Raw genomic sequence first — 24,854 nt, forward strand, 5'->3', positions numbered from 1 at the left:
TGAGGTGTGGGTAGCGGTGAAATGCCAATCGAACTCGGAGATAGCTGGTTCTCCCCGAAATAGCTTTAGGGCTAGCCTCGAGTTAGAGTCCTGGAGGTAGAGCACTGATTGGACTAGGGGTCCCTACAGGATTACCGAATTCAGTCAAACTCCGAATGCCAGAGACTTATTTCTCGGGAGTCAGACTGCGAGTGCTAAGATCCGTAGTCAAGAGGGAAACAGCCCAGATCACCAGCTAAGGTCCCCAAGTATACGTTAAGTGGAAAAGGATGTGGAGTTGCTTAGACAACTAGGATGTTGGCTTAGAAGCAGCCATCATTGAAAGAGTGCGTAATAGCTCACTAGTCGAGTGACTCTGCGCCGAAAATGTACCGGGGCTAAACGTATCACCGAAGCTGTGAATGAACACCATCAGGTGTTCGTGGTAGGGGAGCGTTCAAAGGGCTGAGAAGCTGGATCGTGAGGACCAGTGGAGCGCTTTGAAGTGAGAATGCCGGTATGAGTAACGAAAAGAAGGGTGAGAATCCCTTCCGTCGAAAACCTAAGGTTTCCTGAGGAAGGTTCGTCCGCTCAGGGTTAGTCGGGTCCTAAGCCGAGGCTGAAAAGCGTAGGCGATGGGAAACAGGTTGAAATTCCTGTACCACCTCCTCACCATTTGAGTAATGGGGGGACGCAGAAAGGTAGGGTAAGCGCGCTGTTGGATATGCGCGTCCAAGCAGGTAGGCTGAGAAGCAGGCAAATCCGCTTCTTGTAAGGCTGAGCTGTGATGGCGAGGGAAATCATAGTACCGAAGTTCCTGATCCTACACTGCCAAGAAAAGCCTCTAGCGAGGTGAGAGGTGCCCGTACCGCAAACCGACACAGGTAGGTGGGATGAGAATTCTAAGACGCTCGGGAGAACTCTCGTTAAGGAACTCGGCAAAATGACCCCGTAACTTCGGGAGAAGGGGTGCTCTCTAGGGTGTTAAAGCCCCGGAGAGCCGCAGTGAAAAGGCCCAAGCGACTGTTTATCAAAAACACAGGTCTCTGCGAAGCCGCAAGGCGAAGTATAGGGGCTGACACCTGCCCGGTGCTGGAAGGTTAAGAGGAGAGGTTATCCCCTTCGGGGAGAAGCTTCGAATTGAAGCCCCAGTAAACGGCGGCCGTAACTATAACGGTCCTAAGGTAGCGAAATTCCTTGTCGGGTAAGTTCCGACCCGCACGAAAGGTGCAACGACTTGGGCACTGTCTCAACGAGAGACCCGGTGAAATTATATTACCTGTGAAGATGCAGGTTACCCGCGACAGGACGGAAAGACCCCATGGAGCTTTACTGTAGCTTGATATTGGATTTTGGTACAGCTTGTACAGGATAGGTAGGAGCCTTGGAAACCGGACCGCCAGGTTCGGTGGAGGCGCTGGTGGGATACTACCCTGGCTGTACTGAAATTCTAACCTCGGACCGTGATCCGGTTCAGGGACAGTGTCAGGTGGGCAGTTTGACTGGGGCGGTCGCCTCCTAAACAGTAACGGAGGCGCCCAAAGGTTCCCTCAGAATGGTTGGAAATCATTCGAAGAGTGCAAAGGCAAAAGGGAGCTTGACTGCGAGACCTACAAGTCGAGCAGGGACGAAAGTCGGGCTTAGTGATCCGGCGGTACCGTATGGAAGGGCCGTCGCTCAACGGATAAAAGCTACCCTGGGGATAACAGGCTAATCTCTCCCAAGAGTTCACATCGACGGGGAGGTTTGGCACCTCGATGTCGGCTCGTCGCATCCTGGGGCTGAAGTAGGTCCCAAGGGTTGGGCTGTTCGCCCATTAAAGCGGCACGCGAGCTGGGTTCAGAACGTCGTGAGACAGTTCGGTCCCTATCCGTCGCGGGCGCAGGAAATTTGAGAGGAGCTGTCCTTAGTACGAGAGGACCGGGATGGACACACCGCTGGTGTACCAGTTGTTCCGCCAGGAGCATAGCTGGGTAGCTACGTGTGGACGGGATAAGTGCTGAAAGCATCTAAGCATGAAGCCCCCCTCAAGATGAGATTTCCCATAGCGCCAAGCTAGTAAGACCCCTTGAAGATGACAAGGTTGATAGGTCTGAGGTGGACGCGTGGCGACACGTGAAGCTGACAGATACTAATCGGTCGAGGGCTTATCCTAACACAAATAGGCGGGCGCCTCGGTGATACACTCTATTTCTTCTCTGTTATTCAGTTTTGAGAGAACGATGTTCTCTATGTCTGGTGACGATAGCGAAGAGGTCACACCCGTTCCCATGCCGAACACGGAAGTTAAGCTCTTCAGCGCCGATGATAATTGGGGGGCAACTCCCTGTGAAAGTAGGACGCTGCCAGGCAAACTCTGAAAGCACCCACGTTGTGGGTGCTTTTTTCATGTCTAACAAAAAAACACATCTCCTGGAAGTACTCAAAGCTGAAAGCTGTGCACCTATTTTTTTTGAAGGCTCTGTTACGGGCCAATGTTGAGCAGATAAAAGAGCGAGATGGATTCGGGGATAGCATGCGATGCGAAGAATCCCTGCCGGGTGCTTACGCCAAGGAATCTGAGGCCATGCTTGAGGATTTTAACGAAAATCTACAACAAATGTAATAAAGTCTGTTTCTCGGTGTCTTGGCAGAAGAAAAGTCGCACTCGCTTTTTCCTTATGGTCATAAGGAAAAAATAGGCACATTCCTTGTTGTCGACGCGTATGCTACTAGAAGAACAAAGTGAAATCGTGACGACTTTGTATAAGAAGCAAAAAAGTGGCCATCCTATGTGTAAGGGGTGAAAACTATGAAACCGAGAAATGAAAGCGATTCTAGTGTAACCGAATTATGTTTAATATGTGAAAGAAAAAAGGAAAAAGGGATTCATATTGTAACAGCTTTTATTTGCTCAGAGTGTGAGCAGGATATTGTGCAGGCGACCACTGAGGATCCAAATTACCGCTTTTATATTGAAAGACTTAGAGAAATAAAGACTAACAAGCTGACTTCCTGAAGAGAAGGGCTTGTCTTTTTTTTTAAAAGAATATATGGTTAAGGAATGAATGAAAAAAGGATTGTAAACGATGAATAATCAATATAAACGTCCTCTATATGACAAAGCCGCAGCTTTTGCAGGCAGCTCTCCTCTTTCTTTTCATGTTCCAGGACACAAAAATGGAGTTGTATTTCCCACCTCTTCCAAGGAACACTTTTCCTCTCTGTTGCCTTTTGATCTCACAGAACTTGAGGGATTAGATGATCTTCATGAACCCGAGGGGATCATAGGGGAAGCACAGGATCTTGCAGCAGATTTATACGGAACGTTATCAACTTTCTTTTTAGTGGGTGGCTCGACTGCAGGGAACCTTGCTATGATCATGTCTGCTTTTCAAGAAGGAGATAAAGTAGCTGTCCAAAGAGATGCTCATAAGTCAGTCATTAACGGTCTCAGGCTTGCTAAGGCCGAGCCTGTATTTATATCGCCGATTTATGACGATAAGACAGGACTTTCACTTGGAGTCACGATCGAAAGGATAAAGGAAGCTTTTCAATCATATAAAGGAATCAAAGGGCTTGTATTAACATCTCCTACTTACTACGGGTGGGCTGCTCCTCTGCATAACATTATTGAGTATATTCATGAGCAGGAAGGAGTAGTGTTAGTAGATGAGGCTCATGGGGCACATTTTGTTTATGGAGAACCTTTTCCCGTACAAGCATTGGATCAGGGGGCTGATATGGTTGTTCAATCTGCCCATAAAACATTGCCGGCTATGACAATGGGAGCATTTTTACATGTGAAAAGAAGCTCCAGACTTTTGAAAAAAGCAAAGGAGTATACTGGAATGCTTCAATCAAGCAGTCCATCTTATCCCATTATGATGTCACTGGATATTGCAAGAAGCTATCTGGCTATCTTAACCAAAGAAGACAAACAGAAGATAAAAAACTCTCTTCTTTCTTTTCGACAAGAACTCCAGCAAATAGAAGAATTGGATATCGTGTCTCCTCCTCCTGGCATAAAGGATGATCTTCTAAAATGCACTCTCAAGGCTCCTTTCTCCCAGACAGGATGGGTTTTTCAATCTTTTTTGGAAAAAGAGGGGGTCTATCCAGAACTTGCTGACCACCGGCATGTTTTATTGGTTCTGCCTCTATCGAGTGATTTCCCCTGGAACATAGCAGCAGAAAAAATAAGAAAAGCAGTGAAAGAAATGGCTGTTTACAAAGGGATCCAGTCATTCAGGAGAGTTTGGTCCTTCCCGTTTCCTCCTATCACAAGGCTTTCTTTTCCGGTAAAAGAACTTGAAAACAAAGACGTCATTTCCTGTCCCCTTGAGGAGGCAGAAGGAGAAATAGCTGCAGAGGATCTGATTCCCTATCCCCCTGGTGTTCCTTTGCTGTTAAAGGGTGAGAAAATTGACCGTCCCCGGTTGGATGCGTTAAGTGCCTGGCTTAAGGAAGGTGGAAGAATTCAGGGAGGAACAAAAGAGACAGATAAGAGTATGACTCTACGAATATATAAAGGATGACGAAAATGAAAAAGAATGGTTTATTCGTGACGTTTGAAGGCGGCGAAGGGGCTGGAAAGACAACGGTGATAGAAGCCTATTATGAGAAATTAATAGAATCTGGATACCATGTAATTAAAACAAGAGAGCCCGGGGGAATAGATATTGCTGAACAAATTCGTCATATTATACTGACGCCCGAAAACACGGCAATGGAAGGCAGGACAGAAGCATTGCTGTATGCTGCTGCAAGAAGACAGCATTTAGTGGAGAAGGTTATTCCTGCCCTTGAACGAGGCGCGATTGTTCTTTGTGATAGATTCATTGACAGCAGCCTGGCCTATCAAGGATACGCTAGAAAAATAGGAATAGAGGAAGTCCTCGCTATCAATGAATTTGCAATTGATCAATACATGCCTGACTTGACCATTTACCTGGACATTGAGCCTCAGGCAGGAATGAGGAGAATCCAAAAGAACAACAGCCGCGAGATTAATCGATTAGATATGGAAAAAATTGAGTTTCACGATCAAGTGCGGGAGGCTTATCACAAATTGTTAGAGAGATTCCCCGAACGAATACATAAGGTAGATGCGAACAGGGAGATAGAAAACGTTCTCGATGAAGTAAAACATATCATTTCTCCTGCCTTACCGAACTTGTAAGCAGCAGCCTGCTTCTTTTAAAAAAAGGATTTTCATTGTAAGAGCAATCCAGTAAGATAACAGTAAAGAGGTCTCGCTTCCGCGCTCTCCTTATTCCGACCCCCGGCGCGATCCAAGATTGGGAGAGCAGCCTGAAACGGGAGATTATTACGAAGGAAGGGGTTAATATGAAACTTATTATTGCCGTGATTCAAGATAAGGACAGTAACCGTTTGTCTAATGCTCTGGTGGAGAATAATTTTCAAGCCACGAAATTAGCTAGTACAGGCGGGTTTTTAAAAGCAGGCAATACAACGTTTCTGATCGGGGTGAAGGACGAAGAGGTGGAAGACGTTCTTGGGATTATTCAAGGGAACTGTAAAGCAAGAGAACAACTGGTAGCTCCTGTTTCACCAATGGGAGGCAATGCTGATTCTTATGTGCCTTACCCTGTAGAAGTGCAAGTGGGCGGGGCAACAGTGTTTATTATGCCTGTAGAACAATTTGAAAAGTTTTAATGATAGAGGGATCTTATGGATTGGGAGACAATGAAAAAACAACAGCCAACGGTCTTTCAAATGCTTGAACGAAGCTTTGAAAAAAATCGGCTGGCTCATGCCTATATATTTGAAGGAACCAGAGGTGCAGGAAAAAAGGAATCAGCCATCCTCCTTGCCCAGCGGATGTTTTGTGGTAAACATCATAGAACGGTTCCTTGTGGCTCATGCAAAGACTGCATACGGATAAGACATGGTAATCATCCTGATGTTCTTCTAGTGGAGCCAGATGGGAAATCAATAAAAAAAGGCCAAGTAGAACAGCTTCAAAAAGAGTTTGGATATAAAGGAATGGAGTCTTCTACAAAGGTTTATATCGTCAATGACTCTGATAAAATGACAGCAAGTGCTGCCAATAGCCTCTTAAAGTTTCTAGAGGAACCAGAAGGCGAAACGCTGGCAATTCTGCTTACTGAGAATATCCATTTTTTACTTGAAACGGTTATTTCTAGGTCGCAGGTTCTCACCTTTGCTCCTCCTTCTTATGAAAGGAAAGCAAAACTGCTTGTATCCGAAGGCGTCGGTGAAAGTGTTGCACCGCTTCTTGCCAGACTTCCAGACCACCTCCTAGAAAGGTATAACGAGGACAAAGAGTGGATTGTACAAGGAAGAAGTCTAGTGATACAATTGACGGAAGAGGCGTTAAAAAGGCCTCATCAAATGCTCTTAACGCTGCAGGATAAGTGGCTTGCCCATTTTAAGGATAGAGAAGAGCTGGATGCGGGGTTAGATTTGCTTCTCTTCTGGTACCGAGACCTTCTAACTGTACGACATGAGGAAACAGGTCTGGCTTTTCCAGAACAGCGGGATCAATTGAAGGCAGAAGCCTTTCAACGGACAGAACTTGAGGTTACCAGCCAGTTACAGGCTGTACTGGAAGCGAAGCGGCAGCTGCAGGCCAATGTTAACCCACAGCTCTTAATGGAGCGTTTACTGCTCCGTTTACAGGAGGGATTGTAACTTGCATCAAGTGGTAGGAGTACGATTTAAAAAAGCAGGGAAAATATATTATTTTTCACCTGGTGAATTAGCTATAGAAGAAGGACAATGGGTGATTGTTGAGACAGCCCGTGGCATAGAGTATGGGAAAGTCGTTTTGGGAACAAAAGAAGTAGGAGAAGACGATGTGGTGCTCCCATTGAAGAAAGTGATTCGACTGGCCACAGAACAAGACAATCAGAATGTGGCTGAAAACATGCAGCTTGCAAAAAAAGCTTATGATGTTTGCGTTAGCAAAATTAATGAACATAAGCTGGATATGAAGCTGGTGGAAGTAGAGTATACGTTTGACCGAAATAAGGTATTATTCTACTTTACTGCGGATGGGCGTATTGATTTCAGGGAACTCGTCAAGGATCTTGCTTCTATTTTCCGGACAAGAATTGAGTTACGTCAGATTGGTGTACGTGATGAAGCGAAGATGCTCGGTGGCGTAGGGCCGTGTGGACGTATACTGTGCTGTTCAACTTTCCTGGGAGATTTTGAGCCAGTCTCAATCAAGATGGCAAAAGATCAGAACTTATCTTTAAATCCGGCAAAAATATCTGGTTTGTGCGGTCGTTTAATGTGCTGTCTAAAATACGAAAATGACACATATGAAACAGCCAAGAAGGAGTTGCCTGATGTAGGCCAGCAAATTAAAACACCGGATGGAAAAGGAAAAGTCATTGGTTTAAATATCTTAGAAAGAGTAATCCAAGTATCTCTCAGTGACCCCGACCGGGTTCTTGAATACTCCCTGGAAGAAATAATGGATGAAGGCTCCTTGACGAGCTAAGGCGAAAGGATGGCGAGGTGGGAAAAAAGTGAACAAAAAAGAGATTTTCTCCCAGGTCATTCATATGGAAGAGAGAATAGGAGCTCTGCACGATGAGTTAGGAGAATTAAAAGAGCAGCTTGTCATGTTAATAGAGGAAAACCAGGCTCTCATGCTTGAAAACAAGCACTTGCGAAAGAGGCTTGACAATAAGGAAGAAGAAGCAGAGAAGAAAGAGACTGAAAAACCAACTCCCCACCTTAAAGCAAATCCTGGAGAAGGATATGATAATCTCGCCCGCCTTTACCATGAAGGGTTCCATATCTGCAACCTCCATTACGGAAGCTTGCGGGTAGATGGAGATTGTCTCTTTTGCCTATCCTTTTTAAATCAAAAATAACGAAGAGGCCTTTCCATGATGGGAAGGCCTTTTTTCAGGGATAATTTACTTATAAAGAAACAAGGTAAAAGAAAGGAGGAGAAGGAATGAAAGAGGTAAAAGAGGGCGAACGGCTTGATTACATTAATAAAGGAAGGCTTCAAATTATTCAAAGCCCTTCAGTATTTTCTTTTTCCATTGATGCAGTATTACTGGCCCGTTTTGCCTCAGTACCGCGTACAAAAGGAAATATCATAGATTTTTGCTCTGGAAATGGCATTATCCCCCTTGTACTTACAGAAAGAAGCCAGGTCCCTATCCTTGGTGTGGAAATCCAGCCGCTGCTGTGTGATATGGCTCGAAGAAGTGTGCAAATCAATAAAAAAGATAACCAAGTGACAATCAAGCAAGGAGATATCATTACGGTGGCAAAGGAAGCAGGGGCTGCCAAATTTGAATTGGTGACGTGCAACCCTCCTTATTTTGCTACAAAAGGAGAGAAAGAATATAATGAAAATCCACACCTTGCTATTGCCCGCCATGAAATATACTGCAGTCTGGAAGAAGTCATTCAGGCATGCAGCCAAGTTGTAAAGCAAAAAGGTAAGGTGGCCATGGTGCATCGCCCAGAGCGGCTTTCAGAGATGATAACGCTTTTTGAGAAGCATCGAATAGCACCAAAAAGAGTGAAGTTTATTCACCCAAAGAAAGACAGAGATGCAAATATCGTTCTTCTCGAAGGAATAAAAGACGGAAAGCCAGGGTTGGCCTGCCTTCCTCCTCTATTTGTTTACGATGAAAAAGGAAGCTATACAAAGGAGTTTCAAAATTATTATGAAGGAAAATAAGCACTTTGTGTACATCTTAAAGTGCGGGGATGGCACTTATTACACCGGTTACACTACAGATGTGCAAAAAAGGCTGACCACACATGAGATGGGAAAGGGAGCGAAATATACAAGGGGAAGAGCACCTCTTTCCCTTGTGTATGAAAGTTCTTTTTCCACAAAGTCAGAAGCTCTGAAAGCTGAACGAGCAATAAAAAAACTAACCAAAGCCCAGAAGAAAAACTTAATTGATTCGGGGGAAAGTAAATGAACCAGCAAAAAAGCTATCATACAGCTGAGGCCGATAAAGGCCACTTATATCTTGTGCCGACACCCATAGGGAACCTGGAAGACATGACTTTCCGGGCAGTTCGTATCCTTCAGGAAGCAGATGTGATTTTAGCTGAAGATACAAGGCAGACGAGAAAGCTTTGTACTCACTTTGAAATTTCCGGCCCGCTTGACAGCTATCATGAACATAATAAAGAACAAAAAGAAGAAAAAGTGCTGGGCTATTTAAAAGAAGGGAAAACAGTAGCCTTGGTCAGTGATGCTGGCACTCCACTCGTTTCAGATCCAGGACAGGAGCTTGTATCTTCCTGTGTTCGTGCGGGTTTCTCTGTGATACCTCTTCCTGGCGCAAATGCTGCTGTCACTGCCCTTATTGCGTCAGGGTTAGCAGGGGGTCCCTTTTACTTCTATGGTTTTTTGCCAAGAAAAAACAAGGAGAAGGCAGAAATCCTGGATAAACTCTCCTATGTTGCTGGCCCGGTTATTTTTTACGAATCCCCATACCGTATTGGTAAAACGGTTGAAGATATTGAAAAACAGTGGGGAGACAGAGAAGCAGCCCTTGCCAGAGAGTTAACTAAGCGGCATGAAGAAATTTTCCGTGGAACCCTTAGTACCATCAGGGAAGCTTTAGAAAAAGAGCCGGTCAAAGGAGAGTGCTGTCTCATTGTTCAGATGACTGGGAAAGCTCCGGTTGAAGAACAGGCGTGGTGGCAGGATCTGGGTCCTGCTGAGCATGTGAAGAGCTACATCGAGGAAGGGATGTCTTCAAAAGAGGCAATAAAGCAGGCTGCAAAGGATAGAGAGGTTCCAAAGCGTGAAGTCTACTCGGCTTTTCACGAGTTAGATTAAAAGGTGTATGGAAAACAAAGGTTCTAAGCCACAATAAAAAAGGCAAAGCTCGAAGAGGCTTTGCCTTTTTTTCTCTATCTATAAAAATACATGTGTAAGTGTAAGCTTGTAATCTCTTTATCTATAAAGCTTATGCGTTTGTTTTGTGCTTATCGACGTATGACTGAAGATCCTTAATTACTTCTTCTGCGCCTTCAGGGCTTAAGATAATCTTTCCGTCCGCAATGGATACGTTGTCATCAGACACTTCACCAGTAACCTGACAAGTCATATTAGGCTTGTACTTTTTTAGTACAATGCGGTCATGATCTACATAGATCTCAAGAGCGTCTTTTTCTGCGATATCTAACGTACGACGCAATTCAATAGGAATAACTACACGGCCAAGCTCATCAACCTTACGTACAATACCAGTAGATTTCATTAATAAATCCTCCTTATATTTTCATAGCTTTGTAGGAAGAGTCAATATTCGACAATTTTCTCTTTCTTCTTTCTAAATATACCAATCTTTAGAAAAGACGTCAATTATTATGCATAAAAAAATATTGAAGAAATTTGAAGAAATTGAAAATATATAGGAATAATAGAAAAATAGCTTTTTATAAAGGCGTATAATGTAAATGTAATCTCTTTATTGATATAAACTAGCAAACTATGATTAATAATTTTCGACAAAATGCACCGATACTAAAAATCAGCGGATACGAAAAAATGGAAATTACAAATAATTCTTCGTATCCTTTTTAAGGAAGCTTGACACATGTTCTTCTCCTTCGATATAGTTTTTTTAAAAGACAGGAAATATGGAAACCATAGATGTAAATCCGATGAAGGGTAGAGTATGCGAAGAAGCTTCTCACAGAGAGCCGGAAAAGGTGAGAACCGGTGAGGCAGACCCGCAGAAAATGGGCCCAAGAGGAGTTCTTTCGAGTTGAAAGTTAACAAGGGTGAAACGTCTCCAGCGTTATATGGAACACTGCAAATATGTCTGGCAGCAGAGCAGTGAGAAGAGACCTTTGTTTCACATGAAACAAAGAAATTTGGGTGGTACCACGTGAGCGAAGCTTTCGTCCCTTAGCAGGATGAAGGCTTTTTTATGTCTTTTTAGAGAAAAGAAAGCATCTCTCTTTGTTTAGACTCTCGCCTTCTTAACAAGGATGTAAGATTGGAAGGTGAGAGGTATGAAGCAGGCAGATGAAAAGAACACCAAATATCAAATACATGAAGGAGGAAATAAAATGGCAAAGCAAAAAGAAACCTTCTATATTACAACTCCTATTTATTACCCAAGTGACAAGCTTCATATTGGTCATGCTTATACGACTGTAGCTGGAGACGCCATGGCAAGATACAAGCGTCTTCGTGGTTATGATGTGCGCTATTTAACAGGAACCGATGAACACGGTCAAAAGATTGAAAGGAAAGCTGAAGAAAAAGGCCAAAGTCCACAGGAATTTGTTGATGAGATTGTAAGTGGCATTCAAAATCTATGGGATAAACTTGATATTTCCTATGATGATTTTATCCGAACGACCGAGGACCGTCATAAAAAGGTAGTTCAAAAGATCTTTGAGCAGCTAAAAGAGCAGGGAGACATTTATCTTGACCACTATGAGGGCTGGTACTGTACGCCCTGTGAATCCTTTTATACAGAACACCAGCTAGAAGATGGGAAATGTCCGGATTGCGGCAGGCCAGTAGAAAAAGTGAGGGAAGAGTCTTACTTCTTTAGAATGAGCAAGTACGCTGACCGGCTGCTTGAGTTTTACGAGAAAAACCCTCAGTTTATACAGCCGGAAACAAGAAAAAATGAGATGATTAACAACTTTATTAAACCGGGACTTGAAGATTTGGCTGTATCACGAACGGCATTTTCATGGGGAGTTTCTGTAAAAAGCGACCCTAAGCACGTCGTGTACGTATGGATTGATGCGTTGTCTAACTATATCACAGCATTAGGATACGGAACAGATCAGCCTGATTTGTATGAGAAATACTGGCCGGCAGACGTTCACTTAGTTGGAAAGGAGATCGTACGCTTTCACACTATTTACTGGCCGATCATGCTTATGGCTTTAGATCTACCGCTGCCAAAGAAAGTGTTTGGCCATGGCTGGCTGCTTATGAAAGACGGAAAAATGTCGAAATCCAAGGGGAACGTCGTAGACCCTGTCCCATTAATTGACCGCTACGGCCTGGATGCCCTTCGTTATTATCTTCTTCGTGAAGTGCCATTTGGATCTGACGGAGTCTTTACTCCGGAAAGCTTCGTAGATCGGTTGAATTATGACCTAGCCAATGATCTTGGAAATTTACTAAACCGAACTGTGGCTATGATTAATAAATATCTCGGAGGAGCCTTACCAGCGTACTTAAAGGACGGAACTTCTTTTGATGACTCGCTGGTAGAGTTGGTAAACGCCACGGTTACGAAAGTCGAGAACGCAATGGAGGACATGGAATTTTCTGTGGCTCTTACGGCTATTTGGCAGCTGGTGAGCAGAACAAACAAATACATTGATGAAACACAGCCCTGGATTCTAGCAAAAGATGAGGGACAAAAAGAACAGCTTGGAGCGGTGATGTACCATCTTGCTGAATCCCTGCGGTATATTTCCATTCTTATTCAGCCATTCATGACAGAAACGCCAGGGAAGATCTGGAAGCAGCTTGGGATTTCAAATGAGTTAACTGAGTGGGAAACCATGAAGGAGTTTGGAAAGATTCCGGAAGGGACTACCGTTGTAAAAAAAGGAACACCTCTCTTCCCTCGTCTTGATGTAAAAGAAGAAACCGCTAATATTATTCACGATATGGGCGGAGTAGTAAAAACAAATGAAGAAGAGAAAAGTGAAATGAAAGTCCCGGAAGAAAACGCACAAAATACTGAAATCACCATAGATGATTTCTCTAAAGTAGATATGCGAGTAGCAGAAGTGCTGAAAGCAGAGCCAGTCAAAAAAGCAGACAAGCTGTTAAAGATCCAGCTAGATTTAGGTTACGAGAAACGCCAGGTTGTCTCTGGCATTGCAAAATATTATACGCCTGAAGAGCTCATCGGCAAAAAAGTGATCTGCGTAGTGAATTTAAAGCCTGTAAAACTTCGAGGCGAAATGTCACAAGGCATGATTCTTGCCGGATCAGAAGGAAAGAAGCTTACCTTGGCAACCATTGATGACAGTCTTCCAAACGGAGCGAAAGTGAATTAATTTAGTAAGAGAAGTCCGGCTATTGCCGGACTTTTTTATCAATGGTACTACATGGGCTTACACACGATTCTTGAAGAAAAGCCCAGGGCTTATGTATAGTACAAAGATGGTAGAAGCTGAACAAAAGAGCTGAGGAGGTTTCATAATGTTATTTGATACACATGTTCATTTGAATGCAGATCAATTTGAAGAGGATGTGGAACAAGTCATTGAAAAAGCGCGGGGGGAAGGAGTTCGTTTGATGAATGTGGTCGGGTTTGACCGCAAAACAATCAAAGGAGCTCTGTTCCTAGCCGAGAAATACGATTTTATTTTTGCTTCTGTAGGCTGGCATCCCGTTGATGCGATAGATATGACAGAAGATGACTTGAAATGGTTAGAGGAGCTTTCTGAACATCCTAAAGTCGTAGCATTAGGAGAAATGGGGCTCGATTATTATTGGGATAAATCACCAAAAGAGGTCCAAAAAGAGGTCTTTAGAAAGCAAATACGACTTGCAAAGAAAGTGAACCTTCCAATTATCATTCATGATCGAGATGCACATCAGGATATAGTAGATATTCTCAAGGAAGAAAAAGCAGAAGAAGTAGGAGGAATTATGCACTGTTTTGGGGGAAGTTTAGAGATCGCCCGAGAGTGCTTGAAAATGAATTTTCATATCTCCTTTGGCGGACCGGTGACTTTTAAAAATGCTAAAAGGCCAAAGGAAGTAGCAAAGGAAATTCCCATGGATAAGCTTCTTGTTGAAACGGACTGTCCATTTCTTGCTCCGCACCCATACAGAGGAAAAAGAAATGAGCCTGCTTACGTGAAGCTTGTTGCCGAGAAAATTGCTGAGCTGAAAGAAATCTCTCTTGAAGAAGTAGCGGAGCAAACGACAAGCAATGCAAAAAAACTTTTCAACATTAACTAAGTAATTTTGATAGCGGATCTTGTACATTCTCCTCCAAACGTGAGTTTTTTTCTTTAGGAATCCTTACAAATGCTGAATTAGTCGATAATTATTTCTTCTCCTTTTTCATTGTTTTTTGCATAATGTCAACATATGCCAGCGCTTCTTTTATTGACATAAGGAGGGGAAGAAGCTAAACTTCTGATCTTGTATAGAACAGTACATTTATACACGGCAATTAAAAGGGAGACCCTAAGTCTCTTTATATATTTGTTACACCTTATGGAAAAAGAGCACGCTAGTTAGGAGGAGAATGAAAATATGGACCTTAAGCAGAGACTCATGCCTTTAAAAATGAGCATGAGAAATAAGCTGATGGCCTTATTTGCTTTTATGCTGGTAATTTCTATTTCTACATATGGGATATATGAAATGGCAAAGTCTTCAGTGACCATTGTGATTGATGAAATGGAAGAAATAACAGCAGCCACTCATGCCCAAACGGTAGAGGAATTGTTTAGGGAGCAAGGGCTGCAAGTGAAAGATGCTGATGATGTAAGCCCTGACCTTACCTCTTCGATAGAAAACAATATGTCGGTTGAATGGACAAGGGCTGTACAAGTTGAAGTAATGATAGGGGATGACGTTGACGAGGTTTGGACGACAGCACGAACAGTTGAAGATTTAACATCAGAATTAGAATTAGAAGTAAATAAGCATGACTACATTAGTCATGAACCTGACCAGACTGTGGAAGAAGGATTAGCGTTGACGTACGAACAAGCTTTTCCAGTAAGTGTAATTGTCGATGGTCAAGAAAAAGAGCATCATACCACTTCGACTACTGTCGCTGATTTTTTACAGGAAGCTGAGGTTACCCTTGAGGAAGACGATCGGGTAAAACCGGATCTCAAGGAAAAGCTTACGAATGAAACAGAAGTTCAAGTGACCAGGGTAGAAAAAACCACCGATGTAGTGGAAGAAGAGATAGATTTTAAAACTGTGACTTCCAAGGATGACAGTCTGGAAAGGGGAAAGGAAAGAATAAACGAAAAAGGAGAAAAAGGTCTTCTTGAAAAGAAGTATGAAGTGGTTCTTGAAGATGGAGAAGAGGTGTCAAGGAAACTTGTAAAAGAAGAAAAAGTGAAAGAAAAGAAGGACAGGCTGGTAACAATAGGAAGCAAGCCATCAACGTCAAGGCAAAGCAACAAGCAGACAGGATCAGCACCTGAACAAAACAGCTCTCCTTCCTCCACGAACAGCACTTCTTCAGCACAGAGCAGTTCTGGTCCGGAACCTGAGCAGGACTCACAGGAAGAAGAAACTGTTTCGATGGAAGCGACTGCTTATACAGCGGACTGTAATGGGTGCAGTGGAAAGACGGCTACGGGAATAGACCTAAGTAATAATCCAGATAAAAAGGTGGTAGCGGTCGACCCCGATGTGATCCCACTTGGAAGTGAAGTACATGTGGAGGGATATGGGAGGGCTGTGGCTGGTGACACAGGAGGAGCCATCCAAGGAAACCGTATTGACCTTCATGTGCCTACCACTTCTGATGCCACTAGCTTCGGCCGCAGAACGGTAGAAGTTACAATCATTGATTAAACGGACGGGACGCCCTCAGCCAAGTTGACTTGAGTTCTCTTCAGATGAATGCCTGTAAACTGCAGCCGGATAAGCAATAGCTGAAGAGGACGAGGTGAATGGTCTGTGTTCATGTGACTTCCGAAGACAGTCGTCAAACTGTTTCACATATAATTCAGTGCGTTACTGGACCCACAGGGGAAGGTCTTAAAAGGGTTGGGAAACTTGTCATATATAAGCCATTTCCCCTCTATATCTGGCAAGGCTTAATGATTTATCCTCGCCATAAAGGTGCCAATTACGAAAGTGATGTTAAAACTGGAATAATACGACCATGTTGAGTACGATTCAAACAGGATTCTCCTTTGGTGATGGGTTGTTGGACCTCCCTCATCATAGCGGAGAATCCTTTTTTTGCTGAACTGTTATTCCTAATAGAAATAAGAATGCAACGTCCCTAGGAAATGACAATTTTCCAATAGGATGAAGTGTTGCCGGCCATGGTTGGAGTTGAAGGGAAGGTTGAACGGAGAACGTACTTGTACTGTTTTGTAAAAGCACCTCCACCCAGCGGTTGCAAATCACAGCTTTTAGCAGTTTTCTAAAGAAGAAGGCGCTTGCTCAATAGGGATCAGCTTTTTTGGGGTAAAATAAAGAAAGAGATAAAGCCTTTCATGTATAATAGATAACGACTTTTGGACTTTGAAGTGTAAATGAGTAAACTTGGAGGAAACATGAAAATAAAAGAGTGTATTGTAGTGGAAGGAAAAGACGATACAACGGCGATTAAACAGGCAGTGGATGCAGATACAATAGAAACAAATGGTTCTGCCGTATCCCCCGGGGTCCTTAAGAGGATTAAGCTTGCCATGGAACGGCGAGGAGTGATTGTGTTTACGGATCCGGACACACCTGGTGATCGGATCCGCAGAATAGTAAGTGAAGCGGTTCCAGGCTGCAAGCATGCGTTCCTGCCAAAACGAAAAGCCCTTTCTCAGAACAAAGGAAGCAGCATCGGAGTAGAGCACGCCTCTCCCGAAGCAATCAGGGAAGCTCTCGCGGCTGTCAGAACTGAGAGTGAAGAACAAACCTCTCAAACCATAAGCCAGCAGGATTTAATGGACGCAGGGCTCCTGGCCGGACCTTTTGCACGAAAAAGAAGAGAACGGCTGGGAGAGGAGCTTGGCATAGGATACGCTAACGGGAAGCAGCTTTTAAAAAGACTGGAAGTATTTTGTATTACCGAGGATGAATTCGCCCGAGCAGTTATGACGGTAATAGAGGAGGAAGATACAAAGTGACAAAAGACATCGCCACTCCCATTCGCACGCGAGAAATACTTAACAATCATAAATTCTCATTTAAAAAAAGCCTGGGACAAAACTTTCTGATTGATGTGAACATCCTGAGAAAGATTGTAGATGCCACAGGCCTGACGGAAGAGGATGGAGCAATTGAAGTTGGCCCCGGCATAGGGGCATTGACAGAACAGCTGGCTAAAAGAACAAAAAAGGTGTCGGCTTTTGAAATTGATCAGCGTCTTATCCCTATTTTGCAAGATACGTTAGCTCCCTACAGCCATGTCGCGGTGCATCAACAAGATATACTAAAAGCTGATGTGAAGTCAGTAATAGAAAACGATATGCAAGAGGTAAGACGTGTGGGAGTCGTGGGGAATCTCCCGTATTATGTTACAACTCCTATTCTTATGTCTTTGTTGGAGCAGGACCTTCCTGTCAGCGGCTACACAGTCATGATTCAAAAGGAAGTCGCGGATCGCATTGCTGCAAAGCCGGGTACCAAGGATTATGGTTCTTTATCTATTGCTGTTCAGTATCACGCGAAAGCAAAGAAAGTGATGACTGTCCCAAAGACAGTCTTTGTTCCCCAGCCTAATGTTGATTCAGCTATCCTTCACTTAGAGCTTCTTGAAGAGCCCCCAATAAAAGTTCCAGATAAGGATTTTTATTTTCAGGTTGTACGAGCCTCCTTTGCCCAAAGACGCAAAACCCTTCTGAACAATCTTCAGCATAATCTGTTAAGCAAGGAACAAAAACCGGAAATTATTCAGGCTCTGGAAGAAGCAGGCATTGATTCTCAGCGGAGGGGAGAAACCTTGTCCATGGAGGAGTTCTCTCGCTTAAGTTTTGCTTTGTACCCCCTTTATAATCAAGGGTAATCCAAAGGGATCACCAAAATAAACTAATTACAGAGTGGGCAGGCACACCTCTTTTTGCCGTGCATAGGCTATGTGGTGAAGGAGGAGTGTCTAATGGGCTTTCAAGCAGGTGACTTGGTAGCGAGATACTCGTATAACTGCGATATTTTGTTTAGAATTACGGCGGTTAAGGATGGGAAAGCCGAGCTGATTGGAGAAGAGGTTCGGCTTCAGGCGGATTCTCCGTTGTCGGATTTAAAAAAAATTGACGATCAAGAAAGAGAAAAACGTCAGAAGGAATCCAAAGAAAAAGAGGAAAACTGCTATCGCCTTTTCCGTCAGGAATGCAGGCTTTTAAAAGAAAGAAATGAGTATGAAACAACGGATAGTTATTCCTCATCGACTCCTTATTTTGAAATGAGAGGAAGGGTTCTCCATCTGGATGGAGACCCCTCTTATTTGGAAAAGTGTACGGCTTTATATGATCGTTTGGGGATTCCGGTGTATGGTGTCCATCTTCCTGAAAAAGAAATGCCTAATCAAGTGGCCTCTCTTCTTCATATGGTCCGCCCGGATATTTTAGTAATAACCGGCCACGATGCCTATCTGCCTTCTAGAGGAGAAGAAAATGACCTTAAGGCATACCGGCATTCAAAAGCGTTTGGCCAGACAGTACGGGAGGCGAGAAACATTGTACCCCAGCTGGATGATCTCGTTATCTTTGCAGGGGCATGCCAGTCATATTTTGAGTGGCTGATTAAAGCAGGGGCTAACTTTGCCAGTGCTCCGAATAGAGTCAACATCCATGCCTTGGATCCGGTTTATATTGCTGCCAAAATAAGCTTAACACCGTTCATGGATCAAGTGAGTATCCTTCAGCTTATCCGGAATACCATAACCGGTGAAGAGGGACTGGGAGGACTGGAGACAAAAGGAGTGCTTCGCAGAGGCGTACCGTGGAAAAGTGAAGATTCTCCATCGAACCGCTAGCCAAAAAGGTGAGCGGTTTTTTGTACGCCTCCTTATTTCAGAAAGGAGAAAATAAAAAAATTTTTATCGAAGGAAAAAAGGCAGGAGTGTCGAGAAAGCCAAGGAAAAAAATCCTCTATAATGTGGAAGAATGTATGTATTTATCGAAAACTCTTTTAATTAATAAAAATAATCTCTAGTTTTTTACATATTTTTGAGAAAGTGGTACAGACTAAACAAAGCAGTAGCAGATGGAGAGAGTTAAAGGTTATTGACAACACTTTCAAAACACTGTTATAATAAAAAATTTTATTTGACAATGTGAAGGTGAAGTGATACAATTCATATTAGTGAGGTGGGTATTACTATGGGAAAAACGCTGGTCGAAATTAAACAAGCTTTAGATGCCAATGTAGGTAAACGAGTGACAGTAAAGGCGAACGGCGGAAGAAGAAAGACTGTAGAACGCTCTGGGCTGATTGAAGAGACATATCCTTCAGTTTTTATTGTTAAGCTGGATAGGGAAAAATATCCAATTGAAAGAATTTCCTACAGTTACACAGACGTGCTCACCAAGACGGTTCAGCTCACGCTTACAGAAGAAGAAGAGCTGCAAGCATAATAAACATACCAGCTCCCAGTTATGGGAGAAGATGGCTTTCTGTTCTTTGGGCAGAAAGCTATATTTATGTCTGTTTAAGCTCATACTATTCTTGACCAGCGGTGAAAAAAGGGGCTGGTGGCCTTGAGTCGCAGACGAGGAATCATGTCCGAGAATTTCAAGTATGAATTGGCCAAAGATCTGGGATTTTATGAAACCGTGCAAAAAGAAGGATGGGGTGGAATCAAATCTCGTGATGCAGGAAACATGGTCAAACGTGCAATAGAAATGGCCGAAGAACAGATGGCAGGAAAGAAGTAACATTACACCGCTGGTTTTGGGTCAGGCATTCTTGCCTGACCCCTATTTTTTCTGTACATGGCTTCATTTTTCGACTAAAATGGACAGATGATAAGCATTATGAAAGGAAACAAAGCAAATGAAGGAGAATGGAACGTGAAGCTATCTGTAAAAGCTCCTGCCAAAATAAATTTATCCCTTGATGTTCTGAACAAGCGGGAAGATGGCTACCATGAAGTCAAAATGGTTATGACACAGGTTGATCTTGCTGACAGGGTGGAACTTCAAAGCCAAGAAGGAACTAAAATCACTGTTGAGATGTCCTCAGGTTTAGTTCCAACCGATAACCGGAATTTAGCGTATCAGGCTGCTGCCCTGCTGCAAAAGCGATTTACTGTGAATCAAGGGGTCTCAATTTACATAAAAAAGAACATCCCGGTAGCTGCAGGCTTAGCCGGAGGAAGCAGTGACGCTGCTGCTGTGTTAAAGGGATTAAATATCCTTTGGGACCTTCATTTAAGCAAAGAAGAGCTTGCTGACCTGGGGGCAGAAATCGGTTCCGATGTTTCGTTTTGTGTTTACGGAGGGACAGCCCTTGCTACAGGCAGAGGAGAAATTATTCAGCCACTGTCTTCGCCGCCGCCTTGCTGGGTAATCCTGGCAAAACCTCCGATTGGAGTATCTACTGCCGATGTGTACCGACGACTCAGCATCGATCATTCAAAGCCAAATTGTTCGGATATCATGAAGAGAGCCATTGAAGAACATGATTATTATAAAATTTGCGACATGCTTTCTAATGATTTGGAAGACGTGACGCTGAAGATGCATCCAGAGGTAAAACAAATAAAAAAGCGAATGGAAAAGTCCGGTGTTGATGCAGCATTAATGAGCGGAAGCGGGCCTACTGTTTTCGGTCTGATTCAAAAAGAAGCAAGAGTTCATCGTGTATATAATGCCCTGAGAGGATTTTGTGACCAAGTCTATGCCGTCCGTTTAATTAGTCAGCCCAACACTTGATAAAATCCGTACAAAGATGGTATATTAAACTAAAATATTCGGTTTTTCCGGAGGGGCTTATGAAAAAAATGAAACGCAGCGGACGTTTAGTTGACATGACTCATTTTCTCTTACAGCATCCGCACCAGTTAATCTCGTTAAGTTATTTTGCCGATCGATACACATCTGCTAAATCTTCAATAAGTGAAGATTTAGGTATCGTAAAAGAGATGTTTGAATCACAGAGTATCGGATCTCTTTTAACTATTCCCGGTGCAAACGGCGGGGTGAAATATGTTCCCACTGTTGCTCCTGAAGAAGGGGAAGAGATTATTTATAACCTTTGCAGAAAGCTAGAAGATCCGGAGCGGCTGTTGCCAGGCGGGTATTTATACATGATGGATATTCTGGGTTATCCCCGGTTAATGAATGAAATTGGACGATTATATGCAGCTGTATTTGCAGATCAGAAGATTGATGCAGTGATGACTGTAGCTACCAAGGGAATACCGCTTGCTTATGCTGTAGGCTCCTATTTGGACGTGCCAGTAAGCATCGTGAGAAGAGATCATCGGGTTACGGAAGGCTCAATGGTAAGCATTAATTATGTCTCTGGTTCATCTAAGCGGATTCAAACCATGTCTCTTGCCCGCCGCAGTCTGCCAGAAGGAGCCAATGTATTAATTGTGGATGACTTTATGAAAGCGGGAGGCACTGCTTTAGGCATGATGGATCTCTTGAAGGAATTCCGCGCCAACGTGGTCGGGATTGGTGTTCTTGTAGAAGCAGAAGATGTGGAAGAACGCCTTGTTACCGATTACGTTTCAATCACCAGACTGGCTCAGGTAAATGAAAAACAAAAAGAAATAAAAGTGGTACCAGGAAATTGTCTCGACAAAATCAAAGAGGTGGTCAAAGCATGAAAAAAGTATACACGACCAAGGCGCCAGAAGCCATCGGTCCTTATAGTCAAGGGATTATAGTAAACAATATATTTTATAGTTCAGGCCAAATTCCTCTTACTCCGGAAATGGAAATCGTAGAAGGCGGAGTTCAGGAGCAGACCCATCAGGTCTTTCAAAACCTTAAAGCTGTCCTTGCTGAAGCTGGAGCATCACTGGATACTGTGGTAAAAGCCACCGTTTTTATAAAGAATATGGATGAATTTCCATTGATCAATGAAATATACGGTGAATATTTCAGTGAGCATCAGCCAGCTCGCTCTTGTGTAGAAGTGGCACGTCTTCCAAAGGATGTGCTTGTGGAAATTGAAGTAACTGCCCTGGTAAAAGGGTAGAAGAACCATTTGAATCCACCCTTCTTTTCTTCAGAAAAATAAAAGGAACAAAAAAATATTATTTTTCTGAAAGGAAAGAAGGAATTGCTGCCTTAGTCGTTGAATTTGAGTATCAAGACTTTTATTTGGCAAAAGGTGGTGACAGAATGGAAGTGACAGACGTAAGACTTCGCCGGGTAAATACCGATGGAAGAATGAGAGCGATAGCCTCTATTACAATTGATAATGAGTTTGTTGTTCATGACATTCGTGTGATTGATGGGAATAATGGTTTGTTTGTAGCTATGCCTAGTAAACGTACCCCGGATGGAGAGTTTAGAGACATCGCCCACCCTATTTCTTCACAAACGCGTGAAAAGATCCAAACAGCTGTTTTGGGTGAGTACGAACGTCAGGGAGAATTAGAAAACGTAGAATTCGAAGAAGCTGGAGCTTCTTAATTTATACTTACACGCCAAGCGGCCTTGCAGAATTTGAGCAAGGTCGCTATTTTTTGGGAAAATAATGAAGTTAATGTGAGCCGCGTGGAGAAAAGTTGTAAAGGTTTTATGACCAGATCAAGACAAACCTTGAAAAGGTCTTTTTTTTAGGATATATTCGTAATGGAAAAAAGCATGCTTGGGGGATAAATAATGAGTGATCGCTTTGCAGTTATTTTGGCTGCGGGACAAGGAACACGAATGAGATCTGACTTGTATAAAGTACTTCATCCTGTATGTGGTAAACCTATGGTTCAACATGTGGTAGAGCAGGTCCGCCATGCAGGCTTATCAGAAATCGTTACAATTGTAGGGCACGGTGCGGAGATGGTAAAAGACCATTTGGGAGACCGGAGTTCTTACGCTCTGCAGGAAGAACAACTGGGAACAGGGCATGCTGTAGAACAGGCAGAAAACCAGCTTGCCGGCAGGGACGGAGTCACCGTTGTTTTATGTGGTGATACACCGTTACTCACTGCGGAAACAATTACCGATTTAATGGACCACCACGAAAAAACAAGTGCAAAAGCTACAATTTTGACTGCTAAAGCAGATGACCCAACGGGCTACGGCAGGATTCTGCGTGATGAAAAAAGTGGAGCTGTTACCCGTATTGTAGAACATAAAGATGCCAATGATACTGAACGGGCTGTAAAGGAAATAAATACAGGTACCTATTGTTTTGATAATAAATCCCTATTCAAGGCTTTAAAGCAAGTTGAAAATAATAATGTTCAAGGAGAATATTATCTTCCTGATGTAATTGAAATTTTAAAAGAGCAGGGGGAAACGATCTCTGCCTGGCAGACTGAAGATTTTACAGAAACGATAGGTGTAAACGACCGGGTAGCTCTTTCCAAAGCGGAGCAGGCTATGAAACGCCGAATCAATGAGAATTGGATGAGGCAGGGTGTTACTCTTCTTGACCCTGATAATACTTATATTTCTTCAGAAGCAGAAATTGGACGCGATACGGTCCTTTCTCCGGGTGTAATAATAACAGGCCATACAAAAATCGGAGAAAAATGCACAATTGGCCCTCACAGTGAATTAATTGACAGTACCATTGGAAACAGCACTCATATTAAACAGTCTGTTGTGGCTGACAGTGAAGTGGGGAACAATGTAAATATTGGCCCATTTGCTCATATCAGGCCGCAATCACAAATTAGTGATGAAGTGAAGATCGGGAACTTTGTGGAAGTGAAAAAATCTTCCATGGATAAAGGAAGCAAGGCTTCTCACTTAAGCTATATTGGGGATGCCGAAGTAGGCACGAACGTTAATTTAGGCTGTGGTTCGATTACAGTAAATTATGACGGCAGTTCAAAGCATCTGACAAAGATCGAGAATGATGCTTTTATCGGATGCAATTCTAATTTAATCGCTCCTGTAACTGTCGGAGAAGGTGCATATGTGGCTGCTGGATCGACAATTACCGACGATGTACCGGGCAAAGCTTTATCCATTGCTCGCGCAAGGCAGACAAATAAAGAAAATTTTAAAAAGAAATCTAACCAATAATAGCACGGAGGGAATAGAGAAATGGCAATGTATGATGATCCGTATTTGAAGGTATTCACCTTAAACTCAAATCCAAAGTTGGCTGAGGAAATAGCAGAACATATCGGGATTGATTTGGCAAAATGCTCGGTAAAGCGTTTTAGTGACGGCGAAGTTCAAGTCAACATCGAAGAAAGCATCCGAGGGTGTGACGTGTTTATAGTCCAGTCAACTTCTGAGCCTGCAAATGAACATCTTATGGAGCTTTTAATCATGGTGGATGCCGCCAAACGTGCTTCAGCTAACACAATTAATGTTGTGATACCTTATTATGGATACGCCCGTCAAGACCGTAAAGCCCGCTCACGTGAGCCGATTACTTCAAAGCTTGTGGCTAACCTGCTAGAGACAGCAGGAGCCACGAGAGTGCTTAGTATGGATCTTCATGCTACACAAATACAAGGATTCTTTGATATTCCTGTGGATCAGCTTCTCGGTGTGCCCCTTCTTTCCAAGCATTATGAGGAAAAAGGATTAGAGGATGTAGTCATTGTTTCTCCGGACCATGGAGGTGTGGTACGGGCAAGAAGAATGGCAGACCGTTTAAAAGCTCCAATTGCTATTATTGATAAAAGACGTCCAAAGCCTAATGTGTCTGAGGTTATGAACATTGTCGGTAACGTAGAAGGAAAAACTGCCATTATTATTGATGATATTATCGATACCGCCGGAACGATGACATTGGCTGCAGATGCATTAATTGAGCATGGTGCCAAAGAAGTGTATGCATGCAGCACGCACCCAGTATTATCAGGGCCTGCTATTGAGCGGATCAAGAATTCGCAAATTAAAGAGCTGACTGTTACAAATACAATTGCTCTGCCAGAGGAAAAGAAAATTGAAAAGATTCATGAGCTATCCGTTGCTGGCCTAATGGCAGAAGCGATTATCCGTGTACACGAGCACACATCTGTCAGCACGCTGTTTGATTAAAGCGAAGAAGTATGGTTTTCTATAAAGAAGAAACATTTCCCACTAAAGGTGTATAAACGAAAACTTACCACTTGCCCAGTAAC

Annotated in this window: 25 protein-coding genes, 1 rRNA gene and 3 other annotated features; of the genes, 25 read left to right on the plus strand and 1 reads right to left on the minus strand. The window is 43.2% G+C overall.

Going from position 1 to position 24,854, the window contains the following annotated elements; genetic code table 11:
* Positions 1 to 48: 48 nt before the first annotated feature.
* Positions 49 to 487: a sequence feature (23S ribosomal RNA rRNA prediction is too short), on the plus strand.
* 11 nt (positions 488 to 498) lie between these two features.
* Positions 499 to 1,251 (plus strand) — a sequence feature (23S ribosomal RNA rRNA prediction is too short).
* A gap of 1 nt (position 1,252) precedes the next feature.
* Positions 1,253 to 2,122: a sequence feature (23S ribosomal RNA rRNA prediction is too short), on the plus strand.
* Positions 2,123 to 2,213: 91 nt separating this feature from the next.
* From rrf to rsmI, 11 genes are all read left to right on the plus strand, one after another.
* Positions 2,214 to 2,330 (plus strand): 5S ribosomal RNA (rrf, locus tag CEF17_RS16715).
* A gap of 440 nt (positions 2,331 to 2,770) precedes the next feature.
* The gene (locus CEF17_RS16720; RefSeq protein ID WP_054637325.1) at positions 2,771 to 2,977 is read left to right on the plus strand and encodes a sigma factor G inhibitor Gin; all 207 of its coding nucleotides are present in this window, start codon (positions 2,771 to 2,773) and stop codon (positions 2,975 to 2,977) included.
* A 70-nt stretch (positions 2,978 to 3,047) separates the two neighbouring features.
* Positions 3,048 to 4,496, plus strand: a complete 1,449-nt coding sequence (locus CEF17_RS16725; RefSeq protein WP_100400523.1) for an aminotransferase class I/II-fold pyridoxal phosphate-dependent enzyme — start codon at positions 3,048 to 3,050, stop codon at positions 4,494 to 4,496.
* Between the two features lie 5 nt (positions 4,497 to 4,501).
* The gene (tmk, locus tag CEF17_RS16730; RefSeq protein ID WP_100400524.1) at positions 4,502 to 5,140 is read left to right on the plus strand and encodes a dTMP kinase; all 639 of its coding nucleotides are present in this window, start codon (positions 4,502 to 4,504) and stop codon (positions 5,138 to 5,140) included.
* A 167-nt stretch (positions 5,141 to 5,307) separates the two neighbouring features.
* Positions 5,308 to 5,637 carry a cyclic-di-AMP receptor gene (locus tag CEF17_RS16735; RefSeq protein ID WP_054637330.1) on the plus strand — a complete coding sequence of 110 codons (330 nt, stop codon included), beginning with the start codon at positions 5,308 to 5,310 and terminating at the stop codon, positions 5,635 to 5,637.
* Between the two features lie 15 nt (positions 5,638 to 5,652).
* On the plus strand, positions 5,653 to 6,636 hold the full coding sequence (holB, locus tag CEF17_RS16740; RefSeq protein ID WP_100400525.1) for a DNA polymerase III subunit delta': 984 nt from the start codon (positions 5,653 to 5,655) through the stop codon (positions 6,634 to 6,636).
* A 1-nt stretch (position 6,637) separates the two neighbouring features.
* Positions 6,638 to 7,453 (plus strand): PSP1 domain-containing protein, encoded by an 816-nt coding sequence (locus CEF17_RS16745; protein WP_100400526.1) that lies wholly within the window; start codon positions 6,638 to 6,640, stop codon positions 7,451 to 7,453.
* Positions 7,454 to 7,481: 28 nt separating this feature from the next.
* The gene (gene yabA, locus CEF17_RS16750; RefSeq protein ID WP_100400527.1) at positions 7,482 to 7,832 is read left to right on the plus strand and encodes a DNA replication initiation control protein YabA; all 351 of its coding nucleotides are present in this window, start codon (positions 7,482 to 7,484) and stop codon (positions 7,830 to 7,832) included.
* A gap of 86 nt (positions 7,833 to 7,918) precedes the next feature.
* A complete protein-coding gene (locus CEF17_RS16755; RefSeq protein WP_100400528.1) occupies positions 7,919 to 8,659 on the plus strand; it encodes a tRNA1(Val) (adenine(37)-N6)-methyltransferase in 741 nt (246 codons plus the stop codon).
* Positions 8,646 to 8,909: a GIY-YIG nuclease family protein gene (locus CEF17_RS16760; protein WP_100400529.1), complete on the plus strand. Its 264-nt coding sequence runs from the start codon at positions 8,646 to 8,648 to the stop codon at positions 8,907 to 8,909. Before CEF17_RS16755 ends, CEF17_RS16760 begins: the two co-directional genes overlap by 14 nt.
* Positions 8,906 to 9,781 (plus strand): 16S rRNA (cytidine(1402)-2'-O)-methyltransferase, encoded by an 876-nt coding sequence (gene rsmI, locus CEF17_RS16765; RefSeq protein WP_100400530.1) that lies wholly within the window; start codon positions 8,906 to 8,908, stop codon positions 9,779 to 9,781. The genes CEF17_RS16760 and rsmI overlap by 4 nt, the downstream gene beginning before the upstream one ends.
* A gap of 130 nt (positions 9,782 to 9,911) precedes the next feature.
* On the opposite strand, the gene CEF17_RS16770 is transcribed toward rsmI, so the two are convergent.
* Positions 9,912 to 10,205, minus strand: coding sequence for an AbrB/MazE/SpoVT family DNA-binding domain-containing protein (locus CEF17_RS16770; RefSeq protein ID WP_054637334.1), 294 nt, complete (start codon positions 10,203 to 10,205; stop codon positions 9,912 to 9,914).
* A 760-nt stretch (positions 10,206 to 10,965) separates the two neighbouring features.
* Between CEF17_RS16770 and metG the strand changes: the two genes are divergently transcribed.
* The 14 genes from metG to CEF17_RS16845 all read left to right on the plus strand — a co-directional run bounded on the left by metG (position 10,966) and on the right by CEF17_RS16845 (position 24,771).
* Positions 10,966 to 12,993: a methionine--tRNA ligase gene (metG, locus tag CEF17_RS16775; protein WP_100400531.1), complete on the plus strand. Its 2,028-nt coding sequence runs from the start codon at positions 10,966 to 10,968 to the stop codon at positions 12,991 to 12,993.
* Positions 12,994 to 13,138: 145 nt separating this feature from the next.
* Positions 13,139 to 13,906, plus strand: a complete 768-nt coding sequence (locus CEF17_RS16780; RefSeq protein WP_100400532.1) for a TatD family hydrolase — start codon at positions 13,139 to 13,141, stop codon at positions 13,904 to 13,906.
* Positions 13,907 to 14,206: 300 nt separating this feature from the next.
* Positions 14,207 to 15,493, plus strand: coding sequence for a G5 and 3D domain-containing protein (locus CEF17_RS16785; RefSeq protein ID WP_100400533.1), 1,287 nt, complete (start codon positions 14,207 to 14,209; stop codon positions 15,491 to 15,493).
* A gap of 713 nt (positions 15,494 to 16,206) precedes the next feature.
* Complete coding sequence (rnmV, locus tag CEF17_RS16795) at positions 16,207 to 16,773, plus strand: ribonuclease M5 (protein ID WP_100400535.1); 567 nt, start codon at positions 16,207 to 16,209, stop codon at positions 16,771 to 16,773.
* Positions 16,770 to 17,651: a 16S rRNA (adenine(1518)-N(6)/adenine(1519)-N(6))-dimethyltransferase RsmA gene (gene rsmA, locus CEF17_RS16800; RefSeq protein WP_100400536.1), complete on the plus strand. Its 882-nt coding sequence runs from the start codon at positions 16,770 to 16,772 to the stop codon at positions 17,649 to 17,651. The genes rnmV and rsmA overlap by 4 nt, the downstream gene beginning before the upstream one ends.
* A gap of 93 nt (positions 17,652 to 17,744) precedes the next feature.
* Complete coding sequence (gene yabG / locus CEF17_RS16805; RefSeq protein ID WP_100400537.1) at positions 17,745 to 18,620, plus strand: sporulation peptidase YabG; 876 nt, start codon at positions 17,745 to 17,747, stop codon at positions 18,618 to 18,620.
* A 346-nt stretch (positions 18,621 to 18,966) separates the two neighbouring features.
* Positions 18,967 to 19,221: a Veg family protein gene (locus CEF17_RS16810; protein ID WP_100400538.1), complete on the plus strand. Its 255-nt coding sequence runs from the start codon at positions 18,967 to 18,969 to the stop codon at positions 19,219 to 19,221.
* A gap of 123 nt (positions 19,222 to 19,344) precedes the next feature.
* Positions 19,345 to 19,521 carry a small, acid-soluble spore protein, alpha/beta type gene (locus tag CEF17_RS16815; RefSeq protein ID WP_054637338.1) on the plus strand — a complete coding sequence of 59 codons (177 nt, stop codon included), beginning with the start codon at positions 19,345 to 19,347 and terminating at the stop codon, positions 19,519 to 19,521.
* A 135-nt stretch (positions 19,522 to 19,656) separates the two neighbouring features.
* On the plus strand, positions 19,657 to 20,520 hold the full coding sequence (gene ispE, locus CEF17_RS16820; RefSeq protein WP_100400952.1) for a 4-(cytidine 5'-diphospho)-2-C-methyl-D-erythritol kinase: 864 nt from the start codon (positions 19,657 to 19,659) through the stop codon (positions 20,518 to 20,520).
* Positions 20,521 to 20,579: 59 nt separating this feature from the next.
* Positions 20,580 to 21,422, plus strand: coding sequence for a pur operon repressor (gene purR, locus CEF17_RS16825; protein ID WP_054637339.1), 843 nt, complete (start codon positions 20,580 to 20,582; stop codon positions 21,420 to 21,422).
* Complete coding sequence (locus CEF17_RS16830) at positions 21,419 to 21,796, plus strand: RidA family protein (RefSeq protein ID WP_100400539.1); 378 nt, start codon at positions 21,419 to 21,421, stop codon at positions 21,794 to 21,796. The genes purR and CEF17_RS16830 overlap by 4 nt, the downstream gene beginning before the upstream one ends.
* A 146-nt stretch (positions 21,797 to 21,942) precedes the next feature.
* Positions 21,943 to 22,236: a septation regulator SpoVG gene (gene spoVG / locus CEF17_RS16835; protein ID WP_054637341.1), complete on the plus strand. Its 294-nt coding sequence runs from the start codon at positions 21,943 to 21,945 to the stop codon at positions 22,234 to 22,236.
* A 192-nt stretch (positions 22,237 to 22,428) separates the two neighbouring features.
* Positions 22,429 to 23,799, plus strand: coding sequence for a bifunctional UDP-N-acetylglucosamine diphosphorylase/glucosamine-1-phosphate N-acetyltransferase GlmU (gene glmU, locus CEF17_RS16840; protein ID WP_100400540.1), 1,371 nt, complete (start codon positions 22,429 to 22,431; stop codon positions 23,797 to 23,799).
* Between the two features lie 21 nt (positions 23,800 to 23,820).
* Positions 23,821 to 24,771, plus strand: coding sequence for a ribose-phosphate diphosphokinase (locus CEF17_RS16845; protein ID WP_083465565.1), 951 nt, complete (start codon positions 23,821 to 23,823; stop codon positions 24,769 to 24,771).
* Positions 24,772 to 24,854 lie beyond the last annotated feature (83 nt).

Source organism: Bacillus sp. FJAT-44742 (assembly GCF_002797315.1).
Classification (GTDB): domain Bacteria; phylum Bacillota; class Bacilli; order Bacillales; family Marinococcaceae; genus Thalassorhabdus; species Thalassorhabdus alkalitolerans.